The following is a 13,849-nucleotide window of genomic DNA, read 5'->3' as shown; positions in this document are numbered from 1 at the left end:
CATGCCCGACCTTCTCGACCGACCTGTACAACGTCAGCCGATTGACGTTCTGCAAGAAGTGTTCGGCTATGACAGCTTTCGTGGCCAACAGGCTGAAATCATTGATCATGTCATAGCTGGAAATGATGCACTGGTCCTGATGCCGACCGGTGGCGGCAAGTCGCTTTGCTATCAGGTTCCTGCCCTGTGCCGTCCGGGAACGGCTGTTGTCGTATCCCCCCTGATCGCGCTTATGAAGGATCAGGTCGATGCGCTTAATCAGCTGGGCGTCAAAGCCGCCTTTATCAATTCGACCCTTGCCCCCGATGCCGCGCGCGAAATTGAAACGCGTGCCGTCGATGGTGATATCGATCTTCTTTATGTGGCGCCGGAACGTTTTGCCTCTGACCGGTTCTTGAACCTGCTCGACCGGATCAGCATTTCACTGTTCGCGATTGATGAAGCTCACTGCGTGTCGCAATGGGGCCATGATTTCCGCCCGGAATATCGCCGCCTTGATTTGCTGCCAACACGCTTTGCCCATGTGCCGCGCATTGCGCTGACGGCAACGGCGGATACACCGACCCGCAAAGACATTGCCGAAAACCTGCATCTGACCGATGCACAGTGCTTTATCACCGGCTTTGACCGCCCGAACATCACCTATCGCATTGAAACCAAGGGCAATGCCAAGCAACGCCTGCTGTCGTTCCTTAATCGCGAACATGCCGAGGACGCCGGGATTGTCTATTGCCTGTCACGACGCAAAACCGAAGACGTCGCGCAATGGCTTTCGGAAAATGGTCGACCGGCCCTGCCGTATCACGCGGGTCTGGCACAGGAAACACGCCAACTTCATCAAGACCGCTTCCTGCGTGAAGACGGGCTGATCATCTGTGCCACTGTGGCCTTTGGCATGGGGATCGACAAACCCAATGTCCGCTTTGTCGCCCACCTCAACCTGCCCAAAAGCATGGAAGCCTATTATCAGGAAACCGGGCGTGCCGGGCGTGATGGACTGCCGGCCAATGCCTGGATGAATTACGATCTGTCCGATATTGTTTCGATCCGAAGCATGGTGGCAGGTTCCGACGCCCCCGAAGCCCAGAAACGCATTGAATCGCGAAAACTTGATGCGCTGGTTGGTCTTGCGGAAACCACCCGTTGCCGCCGTCAGGTGATCCTGTCCTATTTTGGTGAAGATCGCCACGAACCCTGCGGCAACTGCGACACCTGCCTTGAACCGGTTGATACCTGGGATGCAACCCAGGCCTCGCGCAAGGCGCTGTCGGCGGTGTATCGCACCGGCCAACGCTTTGGCCCGGCGCATGTGATCGAAGTCCTGATGGGCCGCAAGACCGAAAAAATCCGCCAAAACGGCCATGACAAGCTTTCGGTCTATGCCATTGGCAAGGATATCGCCCAGCCACAATGGCGCTCGGTCTTCCGACAGCTCCTAGCCATGGGATATCTCGAAGTCGATGTCGAAGGACATGGTGGCGTCTATCTGACCGAGGAGTCCCGACCGGTTCTGCGCGGCGAAAAAGTCGTCGAAATGCGCAAGGATCCCGGCGAAAGCAAACGCGCCATGACCAAGCGTCTGCGCGATTTTGATACAGAGTTCGAAAACGAGGAAGACCGCGATCTTTGGGAACGTTTGCGCACGCTCCGCCGCGAACTGGCCACCAGCCAGAATGTGCCGCCCTATGTGATCTTCAGCGACCGGACACTTTGGGAAATGGTGCGTTTCAAGCCCCGCACCCTTGAAGATATGGCATCCATCAATGGTGTCGGCGTCAAAAAGCTTGATCAGTACGGATTGGCATTTCTTGATGTCATGGACGGACGGCGGTAACCCGCCGTCCCGTCATCAAATCGTCTTTTGGCAGTTTTGCCCTAAAGGCTTGCGCGAATGGCGCTGACAATTTCCTCATCTTCCGGCTTGGTACGGCTGTCAAAGCTTTGAATAAGCTTGCCATCGCGGCCAATCAGATATTTGTGGAAATTCCATTGCGGGGCGTTTTCAGCGCCCAATTCCTGCTCTGCCCATTTATAGAACGGGTGCGCATCCGGGCCCTTGACCGTGGTTTTTGATGTCAGCGGGAAGTCGACATCAAAATTGACCTCACAGAAATCAAGGATATCGGCATCCTCGCTATATTCCTGTCCGCCAAAATCGGCCGACGGTACGCCAAGGACAACAAGCCCCTCGTCACGGTAGTCTTCCCACAGTTTCTGCAGGCCGGTATATTGTGGCGTAAACCCGCACATCGAGGCGGTATTTACCAGCAAAACGACTTTGTCGTTATACTCTGAAAGATGGATTTCACCGGCATCAATCGCCGGGAAAGAAAAGTCGTATGCAGATGGCGCATCATCCGATGCCATTGTCTCCCTCCAGGACAAACTCACGACAACAATAGTAAAGACAAAGAATACAACGAATTGCCGCCTATTCATAGCGCTCCTCCGTCCATGGGTCGGCATTGTTGTGATATCCGCGTTCTTCCCAGAAACCCGGCTTGTCATCACGGGCAAAGGTGATCTTTTTTACCCATTTGGCACTTTTCCAGAAATAAAGCTTCGGGATCACAACACGCAGCGGCCCGCCATGCTCTTCACTCAGCGGCTCGCCTTCCCAATGATGGGCCAACAGCACGTCATCATCCAGAAACTGTTCGATCCGGACATTGGTCGTATAGCCGTCATGGGCGGTAAACAGGACGTGACGCGCAGCGGGTAATGGATCAACAAGCTCTGCCAGCGTTGTGGCCAACACGCCCTGCCAGTGATTTTCGTATCGCGACCAACTGGTCACACAGTGAATGTCGTTTTTGGCCGTCACATGTGGCAAATCAAGCAGATCGGAAAAGCTCAATGTCATCGGCTTTCTGACCTGCCCGTTAATTTCAAGCTGATAGTCATCCGCTGACACATGCGGCGTGATGCCAAGATCCAGAACCGGCCAATCCGTGACAAGGCGCTGGCCCGGCGGCAAACGGTTCGCACGCTCAGTATCCGGTGCGCCGGTCATCAAGCGCCCGTCTTCGGCCCACTTGCGCTTGGCCGCGATCAGTTTGTCTTTGATCTTGCCTGAAAAGCTCTCGGTCACTGGATATTCCTTGGTTGATGATCGACATACGAAAAATGGCGCCAACACGTTCACCATGTCAGCGCCATTTAATCTCTTTTCACAGGGCCACGGCAAGTCACATGCCCGCGACCGATCTTTCAATCAGCCAAAGTCGCGCATCAAACGCGCCTTGTCGCGCTGCCAGTCACGCTCTTTGACCGCTTCACGCTTGTCAGCCTTCTTCTTGCCCTCGGCAATGGCGAGTTCAAGTTTCGCAATACCGCGTTCATTGAAATACAGCTTGACCGGTACAAGGGTGAACCCCTTCTTGTTCAGGGCATCATGCATCTTGGTGATTTCACGCTTATGCAAAAGCAGCTTGCGCGGTCGGCGTTCTTCGTGGCCGAACGGCATTTTGCTTTGATATTCAGGGATATAAGCGTTGATCAGCCACACTTCGCCGTTCTTCGCTTCGGCATAGGATTCCTGAATATTTCCTTTGCCATCGCGCAGCGATTTAACTTCGGTACCACGCAGGGCGATGCCGGCTTCAAACGTTTCCGTCAGGAAAAAGTCAAAGCGGGCCCGCCGGTTCTGCGCGACAATCTTGTTGTTACTTGTTTCTTTCTTGGGTGCCATAAGACGCTTGTTATCGCTTACTGGCCGAGAATACCAGCATTCTTAAGTGCGGCTTCGACCTTGCGTTTGGATTCTTCGGCAATCTCGACCATCGGCAAACGCATATGGCTGCCACACAGGCCAAGAAGCTCTGCTGCGTATTTCACCGGTCCGGGGCTGGATTCACAGAACATCGCCTTGTGAACCGGCATCAGTCGATAGTTCAACTCCTGAACCTTCGAAATGTTCCCCGCAGCCCAGGCCGCATGCAGATCAGCACACAATTTCGGCGCGATGTTCGAAGTCACAGAAATGCAGCCATGACCACCCTGTGCCAGGAACGGCACAATCGTACCGTCTTCACCCGACAGCTGGCAGAAATCGGCACCCGCCGCCAGGCGGGTCAATGCCGGACGTTCCAGATCGCTGGTCGCATCTTTAACACCGACAATGCGCGGTAATTTGGCCAACTGCGCCATGGTATCAACATGCATATCGACGATCGAGCGGCCCGGAATGTTGTAAATCACAATCGGGATATCGGTCGCGTCATGAATTGCCTTGTAATGCGCATACAGGCCTTTCTGGGTCGGCTTGTTGTAATACGGCGTTACCACAAGTGCTGCATCCGCACCGGCATTCTGCGCATGACGGGTCAGCGACACCGCTTCTGCGGTCGAATTCGAACCCGTGCCCGCAATCACAGGACCGCGGCCTTTGGCAACTTCAAGTGCCAGTTCGACAACGCGATGATGCTCGGCATGGCTAAGCGTCGGAGATTCACCGGTGGTTCCGACAGGCACAACACCTGTCGTGCCCTGTTTAAGCTGCCAATCCACAAAAGACTGGAACGCCTTTTCATCAATCGCACCATCTTGCGTGAATGGTGTGATCAAAGCTGTGATTGAACCCTTAAACATAGAGATCTCCAAATTCGGGATATATTGAAAGCGGTCGCGAAAATAGCCGCTGTTGGGGTTTCCCGCAAGCACTGTATCCAATAATCCGGGCGATCCGGGATCGGGTCTGAAAATTCCCGTCAGGACTGTTTGGCTTTTATCAATTTCGCTGCCATAATGCCCGGCTCGAGAGAGCATTCGTTGCCGCAAGGCACAAGGGGAACATCACATGGCGCAAGCGTCTTTCCGCAAGATTTCGATCTGCGCATTGGCACTGGGCTTTTCGATCTTGATACCAGGCAGTTATCAGGTGCAGGCCGCAACGAATGAAGACAACGTTCTTCAGACGCAGCCGCCCTCGCCGCTGTATTCTGCTGTCAGCCGGGCGCGCCTGAACGCCTTTCTGGACGCGGTTGAAGATGGCAAGACCGACATTTTCGAACAACTCCTGACCAACTTCGATGATCCCCTGCTGCAAAAGGCAGCGGAATGGATGCTGCTGACCGCCCCCAATTCCGGGCACAGCTTTGAAGAAATCACCGCCTTCATCGATGCCCATCCGAAATGGCCCAATCAGGCACTGCTGCGACAGCGCGCCGAAGAAGCCATGACCGATGCCGTGCCCGATGACGAAATCCTGGCCTGGTTCAAACGATCCGCCCCCGTGACTGCTGATGGCGCAACGCGCCAGATCAAGGCGTTGCTGGGTGCTGGACAGGAATCGGCGGCCATCGCACTGGTCCGTCACAGCTGGATTAACGAGAATTTCGGCAGCGGTCAGGAACGCCGCTTCCTTGATCGCTATGGCCATTACATTGATCAGGAAACCCATCAACAGCGCCTTGATCGCCTGTTATGGGAAGGTCGCCTGACGACTGCCGCGCGCATGATGAAATATGTCAGCGACGATTACCGTCGCCTGGCCGAGGCCCGCGCAGCCCTTCGCGCCATGAGTGGCGGCGTTGACGGTGCGATCAATCGTGTTCCGGAAAAATACCGCGACGATCCCGGCCTGATTTACGAACGTGTGCGCTGGCGCCGCAAGAAGGACCGCGATCAGGATGCGCGTGATCTTCTGCTCTCGCAGGCCAATGATCTCGCCTATATCTCGATCCGCCCGCAATACTGGTGGCTGGAAAAGGCCATTCTGGCCCGCCGTGCCCTGCAAAAGGGCCATATTACCGATGCCTATCGCCTTGTCGCCAACCACGGGCAGGTTGATCCGGGCGATATCGCCGAGGCCGAATGGTATGCCGGCTGGATCGCGCTTGAATTTTTGGGTGATGCCGACATCGCGCTGACCCATTTCCAAAACCTTTATGATGTCGTTCAATATCCGATCAGCCTGTCGCGCGGTTCTTACTGGGCCGGGCGCGCCAACGAGGCGCTTGGCGATCAGAAACGCGCCAAGGAATGGTACGCAATCGCGGCCGAACATGCCCATACCTTCTATGGGCAGCTTGCCATAGACAAACTGGGCAGCAAACCATCCTATTCGGTTGAACAACCGGTCCCGACCGCCGAACAACGCGCCGAATTCGAAGCACAGGAACTGACCCAGGTCGTTCGCAAGCTCGGCGCAATGGGCCTTGGCAATATCATCCGTCCGTTCATCATGGCCTTGGTTTACGAACATGATGAACCGGAATACCTCGCCATGGCGACCGATCTGGCGCGCGAATATGGTCGCACCGATCTGGGCATCCTTGCCGCCAAACGCAGCATCCGGACTGGCAGTGGCTATCTTGATGCCGCCTACCCGATCCATGAACAGGTCCCGCTGGGCCGCGCCCCTGATCCGGCGCTGGTCCATGCGATCATGCGTCAGGAAAGCCTGTTTAACCCGCAGGCGGTCTCGTCTGCTGGCGCACGTGGATTGATGCAGCTGATGCCCGCGACGGCAAAACGCATGGCACAGTCGCTCAAGCTTGATTACGACACCGATCGCCTGATCGAAGATCCGTCCTTCAACATCGCAGTTGGCCGCGCGTATCTCAGCCGCCTTCTTGATCGTTGGGATGGTCAGGAAGTCCTGACGATTGCCAGCTACAATGCCGGGCCGACCCGTGTGCGCCAATGGATCAACGAATATGGCGATCCGCGCGACCCGGATGTCGATCTGGTCGACTGGATCGAAATGATCCCCTATAGCGAAACCCGAAATTACGTTCAGCGTGTGATGGAAGGAACTTATGTCTATCGCCGGCGTTTTGCCCGGGACGAGATCGCAATGGGCCAAAGCGACGCAGCACAGGATACCGAATAAGGACAGCCGGGGGTATCTTCCGCCTGTCCTGATTTGCGCCTGCGCGCAATTGCCCCATATTTGATCAACACTGCTTGTCAGAAGAGGTCAGCAATATGTCCGATAACGCACTGTCTTCCTGCCGTGCTTTTGTTTTCGATGCCTATGGCACCCTGTTTGATGTCGGCTCTGCCGTTGCCAAATTGCGCGACAGCGTCGGCGACGAGGCAGACCGCCTTTCATCCCTCTGGCGACAAAAGCAACTTGAATACACCTGGCTGCGCAGTCTGATGGGGGACTTTGCCGATTTCTGGACTGTGACAGGTGATGCGCTCGATTATGCGCTCGATCAGATTGGCAAAAAGGATCCGGTTCTGCGTGCCAAGCTGATGGAAACCTATCTGTCGCTTGATACCTTCCCGGAAGTGGTCGAAACGCTGAAAACCCTGAAAAGTCAGGGCCACAAGCTTGCGATCCTGTCCAATGGTGCCAAGCATATGCTGATCTCGGCGGCCAAATCGTCGGGCATTCTGTCGCTGTTTGATCAGATCATATGTGTCGATGATCTTAAAACCTACAAACCGCATCCGGATGTCTATCAGCTTGCCGTCGACAAGCTTGAAGTCGAACCGGCCGAGATTTCGTTCCAGTCGTCGAACGGCTGGGACATTGCCGGGGCCGGGCATTTCGGTTTCCGCACCGCCTGGATCAATCGCGCACACAGCCCGGCCGAACGCCTGTCGCATACCGCCGATGTGGTGCTGAACGGCCTTGATGAGTTGCTGCCTCTGGTTGGCGAACCGCAAAAGGCATAACGTCCGACAGCTTCAATCGCACCCAAACATGAAAAAGGCAGGCCCGAAATCGGTGCCTGCCTTTTTTGGTTTATCTGTCGGTTTTTGCTATGGCCGGACCCGCCACCTAAAAACCGCAACAGAAATCACTGAAGTGATTATTTGTTTTCTTTCTTCACGTTGGCAGCAACCACCTGCCCCGCCTGGATCACCGTCAGGCCGCCTTCGTCGGCAGCACTTTCGATGCGACGGCAGTGGCCTTCAATATGGGCACCCGGCTCGATGGAAAGGCTTTCGTGAAGAATATCACCGATCATGCGGGCGGTATCGGAAAGGGAAACGTCCTTTGCCCGGACCTGACCGATAACAGTGCCGCAAATGCGGATTTTGTCGGCAACGATTTCGCCGCGGACTTCGCCGCTTTGACCGATTGTCAGGGTTCGTGTGCGAATATCGCCATTAACCGAACCATCAACCTGAACATCGGATTCCGAAATCAGATCACCCGTCACACGAAGATCGGCATTGATGACCGACAGGCCACCCTTTTTCTCGGCGCCGTGTGAACCACTTTTATTCGTTGTTTGTGTCGTCTTGCTCGCTTTTGAAAACATAACGTCCCGCCTCAATAAATTTTACAGGATTGACCGGCTTATTATTGACCAGAACTTCATAATGCACATGGCTACCGGTACTGCGGCCCGTGCTTCCCATCAAGGCGATATGGTCCTGGTACTGCACTTCGTCGCCCTTCTTTACGAGGACCTTGTATAGGTGGCCATAACGGGTTCGAATACCGTTTCCGTGATCAACTTCGACCATCTTCCCGTATTTGCCACTCCATCCCGCATGCACCACTTTGCCCGGTGCGGTTGCAAGAATTGGTGTCTTGATCGGTCCGGCAAGATCAACACCGGAATGAAAAGCCCAGCGACCATTGATCGGGTCTTTTCGTTTACCGAACGAGCTCGATAGATAGTATTTCGCCGCCGGTTCCCCGATAGGCGTCTTCTTGATCCTGTCATGCAGGTTGGCAAGGTGATCCATGCGATCATTCAGCGCCAACGCCGTATTGACAAATTCCTCGTCCTGCGGGTGTTCGGGCTCAAACGCCACGAACGGGCCACCAACACCGGGCTGCTGCGGCTTCATCGGCGGCAGAACAAATGTTTCCGGCTGCAGGCCGGTCATTTCAAGCACATTCTCAAGCTCGAGAATGGTGGTATCTGCCGTCTGGGCCACCCGCTGCATGGCTTGTTGCTGGATCGAGTGCAAATCAGCAATACGCTGACGCGCTTCGCTCAGTTCACCCTGAAGCTTTTTCGACCGTTGCAAAGCCTGATCACGTTCACGCATCACACGCGACATGACGGTTTCAACCGTCTCCAATTCGTCGCGCAGCGCAAGGTTGCGGTTGGTGATCCCGTCAATCTGCCCCTGCAACGCATTCATCTGGTTATCCATCGACGTGCGAAGCGATGAAATCCGGACTTTCTCCTTCTCGCTGTCAGCAAGTTTGGAGGTATAATCCTGTACCCGCGCCTGAAGCTGCAGGTTCTTTTCCGCCATCGACAACAGATTACGATGGGTATCTTCCATCTGGGATGTAATCTCGCCAAAACGGCGCTGACTTTCGGTAACCCGGGCGATCAGACGGTTGTACGACAGCTCGCTTCTGAAAAGCTGCTCTTCACGCATTGTAAGGCGCTGATCTAGGTACCAGCTATAACCTGTAACGCCGACCGTCCAGGTTATGGCTGCTGCCCCGAATGAGGCCAGTGCGACCTGCGCGTATTTTCCAAGCCGAAGCTGGTAAACGGAATCATTGGAACGGATAAGCAACTGCCGATCCGGAAACCATTTATCCACCAACCGACGAATGCGTTCAAACGCCGACATATTCAGTGTCTAACCCCTAGTTGCCCGTATGCACGTCCGGTTACCCCGGTTATACAGAGTTTCTTTGACCCCGCCTGAGACATTTTCGCCTTTTCTTTACGCTACCTGTAACTCGGCCTGCAAGCAAGCCCGTTAACACATCCTTAATCGCAAAATTTTCACCTTCTGCTCATATGCTGTGTTACCTATGGCCATCTTCCACATCATATGCGTTTGCTGAGAATGGCGTTTTCCCGATTTATGATCACCTTTGCCGCAACCTGGTTTTATAGCGGCAAAAGCCCGAAGGCACCCGGCACGGCCGGATCGTTCGCCGCCCTGCCCTTTGGCTGGTTGATCTGGGCCTATGGCGGGAACACGGCATTGATCATCGCCAGCATCGCCGTTTTTGCCATCGGCATCTGGGTCGCCCATCTGTACAGCAATATGCTGGGCATCCATGACGCCGGCGAGATCGTCATTGACGAGGTTGTCGGTCAATGGATGTGTCTGCTTGTCGTGCCGCTTGGCGCGGTCTGGATGGATGCTGTGTGGCTGTTGATTGCCTTTTTGGCATTCCGCATATTTGACGTCATCAAGCCTTGGCCGATACGCTGGGTTGACCGGCGCGTGGGCGGCGGGTTTGGCATCATGTTTGATGATGTCCTGGCCGGTGTTTTTGCCATGATTGCGCTTGTCGGCGTTGTTTACCTGACTGGCGACCTGACAGGCTCCTGACGAGCACACCTGATGGACGGATGATCGTGATGATGAATGACTCTGATCTTCTAAATGCGGCAAGTGCCCTGATCGCGCGCTGCAAGGCCAAGGGCGAAATGATCGCCACGGCCGAATCCTGCACCGGCGGTCTGATCACCGGCACCCTGACCGGCGTTGATGGCAGCTCATCGGTGGTCGATTGCGGCTTTGTCACCTATTCGAACGAGGCCAAACACAGCCTGATCGGCGTTGGCAATGACTTGCTCGCTGAACATGGGGCTGTGTCGGAACAGGTTGCGCGTGCCATGTGCGAAGGTGCGCTTGATCGTGCACCCAATGCCACCATCGCCGTTTCGGTCACCGGCATTGCTGGTCCGGGCGGCGGCACGGACACCAAACCGGTCGGGCTTGTTCATTTTGGCTGTGCGGCCAAGGGGCGTGAAACCGTCACGACCCATACGGTCTTTCCCGGCGATCGCCATACCGTGCGCAAGGCAACGGTCCTTAAGGCCTTTGCCCTGATCGAAGAAATGCTGGATCGCTAGGACTGGGAATCAGGCCTGATTTTCCGATGTCGGCAAGTTCGGCTCGCCATACACTTCGCGTGCGCGGGTTTCAAACGCCCCCACCATCATCTTGACGGCCTCGTTAAACACAACGCCGATCATTTTCTGTAAAAGTGCTGATCGAAACTCGAAATCGACAAAGAAATCAAGCGACGTGCCGCCGTCTTCATCCTTTTCAAACACCCAGTGATTGTTAAGGTACTTGAACGGCCCCTGCAGATATTCAACATCGACCCGATCCGGGCGCTGCAGGGTGACTTTCGATGTGTATTTTTCGCGAAACATCTTAAAGCCGATCACAAGATCCGCCTTAAGCACATTGCCTTCACGCTTGCGCACCCGCGATGCGACACACCACGGAAGGAACTCCGAATAGGAATCGATATCCGCGACAAGATCAAAGAGTTGTTCCGGCGTATAGGGCAGCTTCCTGCGCTCTGCATGCGTCGGCACGCGATATCTCCCTTGATCGTCGTGGTCTGTGGCTAAACGGGTGAAAGGATTACTGCGCCGCCGTTACGGTCTGTTCCGCCTTGGCTTTGGCAGCATCGGCAGCAGCCAGCTTCTTCTCGCGCGCTTCACGAAGCTGCTCGAAATCGCGGTCCGCATGATAGCTCGACCGTGTTAGCGGCGTTGCCGATACCATCAAGAAGCCCTTGCCACGTGCCATCGATGCATATTCGTTAAACTCATCAGGTGTCACAAACTTGTGGACCGGCTCGTGCTTGAGCGTCGGCTGCAGATACTGGCCAATCGTCAGGAAGTCGACATCGGCCACACGCAGGTCATCCATCACCTGTGCCAGTTCCTTGCGTTCCTCACCCAAACCAACCATCAGGCCGGATTTGGTAAAGATCGTTGGGTCAATCTGTTTGACGCGATCAAGAATACGCAGCGACTGGTAATAGCGCGCCCCCGGACGAATATTGGTATAAAGCCGCGGAACGGTTTCAAGATTGTGGTTGAACACGTCCGGACGGGCCTTGGCAACGATTTCAACCGCACCCGGCTTGTCACGGAAGTCCGGGGTCAGGATTTCAATCGTGGTTCCCGGCGACTTGTGACGGATCGCCTCAATAACGCGGGCAAAATGCGCTGCCCCGCCATCGGCCAGATCATCACGGTCAACAGACGTGATCACAACATGCTTAAGCTGCATGTCGGCAACCGCCATCGCCAGGTTTTCCGGCTCGAACGGGTCAAGCGCGTTCGGCATCCCGGTTTTGACGTTACAGAACGAACATGCACGCGTGCAGGTATCGCCCATGATCATGAAGGATGCGTGTTTCTTCTGCCAGCATTCGCCGATATTCGGGCATGCGGCTTCTTCACATACAGTATGAAGGTTCAGGCCACGCGCAAGGTCGCGGGTTTCCTGATACCCCTTGGAGGTCGGAGCCTTGACCCTGATCCAGGACGGTTTGCGCCCCGACGGGCGATCTGGCCGTTTCTGTTTTTCCGGGTGACGAACGGGTTTCTGTTCGCTGGGCGCCGTCGACATAGAGTTACCTCCGAAGGATTGGACGGGCGGCAATTTGCCGCCACGCCGCGCATTTGTCAAACCGACATTCGTAAAAGGTGATCATACCGGGCATGTCCGCCCGGCACGACACAATATCTCAAGCTCTAGAAGTGGATCGCACGGCCATAGGCGTCAAGGACCGACTCATGCATCATTTCCGAAAGCGTCGGATGCGGGAAGACCGTATGCATCAGATCTTCCTCGGTCGTTTCAAGACCCATCGCAACCACAAAGCCCTGGATCAGCTCGGTCACTTCCGCACCAACCATGTGCGCACCAAGCAATTCACCGGTCTTGGCATCAAACACGGTCTTGACCAGACCTTCGGCCTCGCCAAGGGCGACCGCCTTGCCATTACCAATGAACGGGAACTTGCCGACCTTGACTTCATAACCGGCATCTTTGGCCTTGGCTTCGGTCAGGCCGACACTTGCGACCTGCGGATGGCAATAGGTGCAACCCGGGATCTTGCGCGGATCAAGCGGATGAACGCCTTTGACACCGGCAATCTTTTCAATGCAGATGACACCTTCGTGCTCGGCCTTGTGTGCGAGCATCGGCGGCCCGGCAACGTCACCAATGGCATAGATGCCCGGTTCCGCGGTTGCCGAATACTCGTCGGTATCAATCACGTTGCGATCAACCTTGACCTTGGTGGTTTCAAGACCAAGACCTTCGGTATTGCCGATCACACCAACAGCCGAAATCACGCGATCAACGGTCAATTCCTGTTTCTTGCCGTCCTTGGTTTCCACCGTGACAACAACGTTATCGGAATTGCGCTTAAGGTTCGCGACCTTGGCTTCGGTCAGGATCTTCATCCCGTCCTTGGTCATCATCTTCTGCGCCAGGCCTGCGACTTCCTTGTCTTCAACCGGCATGATCTGCGGCATGATTTCCACCACGGTCACATCCGCACCCATGGTGTGATAGAAGCTGGCAAACTCGATCCCGATGGCACCGGACCCCACCACAACAAGGCTTTTAGGCATCTTGTCAGGCGTCATCGCCTTTTTGTAGTCCCAGACAACCTTGCCGTCGGCCTCAAGACCCGGCAATGAACGGGCGCGCGCACCGGTCGCGATGATATAATTCTTCGCGGTATAGGTGCCCTTGTCCTTGCCTTCGACCACGATCTTTTTCGGGCCGTCGAACTTGGCTTCACCGTTGATCACGGTCACCTTGTTCTTTTTCAGCAAATGACCAACACCACCGGCAAGCTGCTTGGACACACCGCGCGAACGCTGAATCACCGCATCCAGATCAAAGGACGGCTTTTCACATGAAAGACCATAATCCTTTGCGTGGTGCATGTTGCGATAAACTTCGGCCGAACGCAGCAGCGCCTTGGTCGGGATGCAGCCCCAGTTCAGGCAAATACCGCCAACATGTTCACGTTCGACAACAGCCGTTTTCAAGCCAAGCTGGGCCGCACGGATTGCAGTTACATAACCACCCGGGCCTGCGCCAATCACGATTACGTCGAAATTGTTATCCGCCATCGTAGGATCTCCTTCGCCTGCCCATTAATGGTTACAGGTCTTTTAAATTCAAA

The 13,849-nt window shown here is 55.2% G+C and carries 14 protein-coding genes; 5 read left to right on the top strand and 9 right to left on the bottom strand.

What is annotated here, in order from left to right; translation table 11 throughout:
* Position 1: 1 nt before the first annotated feature.
* Complete coding sequence (gene recQ, locus AUQ41_RS17010) at positions 2–1,834, top strand: DNA helicase RecQ (RefSeq protein ID WP_063089420.1); 1,833 nt, start codon at positions 2–4, stop codon at positions 1,832–1,834.
* Between the two features lie 41 nt (positions 1,835–1,875).
* Here recQ and AUQ41_RS17005 read toward each other — a convergent pair whose 3' ends face one another.
* The 4 genes from AUQ41_RS17005 to dapA all read right to left on the bottom strand — a co-directional run bounded on the left by AUQ41_RS17005 (position 1,876) and on the right by dapA (position 4,590).
* Entirely contained in the window at positions 1,876–2,367 is a 492-nt protein-coding gene (locus AUQ41_RS17005) for a glutathione peroxidase (RefSeq protein WP_008891155.1), read from the bottom strand.
* 64 nt (positions 2,368–2,431) lie between these two features.
* Positions 2,432–3,091, bottom strand: a complete 660-nt coding sequence (locus AUQ41_RS17000; protein ID WP_063090100.1) for a sulfite oxidase-like oxidoreductase — start codon at positions 3,089–3,091, stop codon at positions 2,432–2,434.
* A 123-nt stretch (positions 3,092–3,214) separates the two neighbouring features.
* Positions 3,215–3,691 carry an SsrA-binding protein SmpB gene (gene smpB / locus AUQ41_RS16995; RefSeq protein WP_008891158.1) on the bottom strand — a complete coding sequence of 159 codons (477 nt, stop codon included), beginning with the start codon at positions 3,689–3,691 and terminating at the stop codon, positions 3,215–3,217.
* A gap of 17 nt (positions 3,692–3,708) precedes the next feature.
* The gene (gene dapA, locus AUQ41_RS16990) at positions 3,709–4,590 is read right to left on the bottom strand and encodes a 4-hydroxy-tetrahydrodipicolinate synthase (RefSeq protein WP_040823975.1); all 882 of its coding nucleotides are present in this window, start codon (positions 4,588–4,590) and stop codon (positions 3,709–3,711) included.
* A gap of 208 nt (positions 4,591–4,798) precedes the next feature.
* Between dapA and AUQ41_RS16985 the strand changes: the two genes are divergently transcribed.
* Together AUQ41_RS16985 and AUQ41_RS16980 are read left to right on the top strand one after the other, a co-directional pair.
* Positions 4,799–6,835 carry a lytic transglycosylase domain-containing protein gene (locus AUQ41_RS16985; RefSeq protein WP_063089418.1) on the top strand — a complete coding sequence of 679 codons (2,037 nt, stop codon included), beginning with the start codon at positions 4,799–4,801 and terminating at the stop codon, positions 6,833–6,835.
* Positions 6,836–6,930: 95 nt separating this feature from the next.
* Positions 6,931–7,629 (top strand): haloacid dehalogenase type II, encoded by a 699-nt coding sequence (locus tag AUQ41_RS16980; protein ID WP_063089417.1) that lies wholly within the window; start codon positions 6,931–6,933, stop codon positions 7,627–7,629.
* Between the two features lie 137 nt (positions 7,630–7,766).
* Here AUQ41_RS16980 and AUQ41_RS16975 read toward each other — a convergent pair whose 3' ends face one another.
* Together AUQ41_RS16975 and AUQ41_RS16970 are read right to left on the bottom strand one after the other, a co-directional pair.
* Positions 7,767–8,222: a polymer-forming cytoskeletal protein gene (locus tag AUQ41_RS16975; RefSeq protein WP_008891162.1), complete on the bottom strand. Its 456-nt coding sequence runs from the start codon at positions 8,220–8,222 to the stop codon at positions 7,767–7,769.
* Complete coding sequence (locus tag AUQ41_RS16970; protein WP_008891163.1) at positions 8,182–9,507, bottom strand: M23 family metallopeptidase; 1,326 nt, start codon at positions 9,505–9,507, stop codon at positions 8,182–8,184. The genes AUQ41_RS16975 and AUQ41_RS16970 overlap by 41 nt, the downstream gene beginning before the upstream one ends.
* Positions 9,508–9,729: 222 nt before the next feature.
* Here AUQ41_RS16970 and AUQ41_RS16965 point away from each other — a divergent pair, with 222 nt between their 5' ends.
* Together AUQ41_RS16965 and AUQ41_RS16960 are read left to right on the top strand one after the other, a co-directional pair.
* Positions 9,730–10,224: a phosphatidylglycerophosphatase A gene (locus tag AUQ41_RS16965; RefSeq protein WP_232308434.1), complete on the top strand. Its 495-nt coding sequence runs from the start codon at positions 9,730–9,732 to the stop codon at positions 10,222–10,224.
* Positions 10,225–10,256: 32 nt separating this feature from the next.
* Entirely contained in the window at positions 10,257–10,751 is a 495-nt protein-coding gene (locus tag AUQ41_RS16960; RefSeq protein ID WP_198155659.1) for a CinA family protein, read from the top strand.
* Between the two features lie 9 nt (positions 10,752–10,760).
* Here the strand turns inward: AUQ41_RS16960 and AUQ41_RS16955 are convergent, their stop codons facing one another.
* The 3 genes from AUQ41_RS16955 to lpdA all read right to left on the bottom strand — a co-directional run bounded on the left by AUQ41_RS16955 (position 10,761) and on the right by lpdA (position 13,796).
* Positions 10,761–11,225, bottom strand: a complete 465-nt coding sequence (locus AUQ41_RS16955) for a type II toxin-antitoxin system RatA family toxin (protein WP_063089414.1) — start codon at positions 11,223–11,225, stop codon at positions 10,761–10,763.
* A 49-nt stretch (positions 11,226–11,274) separates the two neighbouring features.
* Positions 11,275–12,273 carry a lipoyl synthase gene (gene lipA / locus AUQ41_RS16950; protein ID WP_063089412.1) on the bottom strand — a complete coding sequence of 333 codons (999 nt, stop codon included), beginning with the start codon at positions 12,271–12,273 and terminating at the stop codon, positions 11,275–11,277.
* 125 nt (positions 12,274–12,398) lie between these two features.
* Positions 12,399–13,796 carry a dihydrolipoyl dehydrogenase gene (gene lpdA / locus AUQ41_RS16945; RefSeq protein WP_008891168.1) on the bottom strand — a complete coding sequence of 466 codons (1,398 nt, stop codon included), beginning with the start codon at positions 13,794–13,796 and terminating at the stop codon, positions 12,399–12,401.
* Positions 13,797–13,849: the final 53 nt, after the last annotated feature.

Origin of the sequence: Thalassospira sp. MCCC 1A02898 (assembly GCF_001618185.1) — a bacterium.
Taxonomy (GTDB): Bacteria; Pseudomonadota; Alphaproteobacteria; order Rhodospirillales; family Thalassospiraceae; genus Thalassospira; species Thalassospira tepidiphila.
Note: the sequence above shows the minus strand (reverse complement) of the source record. Positions and strands in the feature narration are given on the sequence as shown.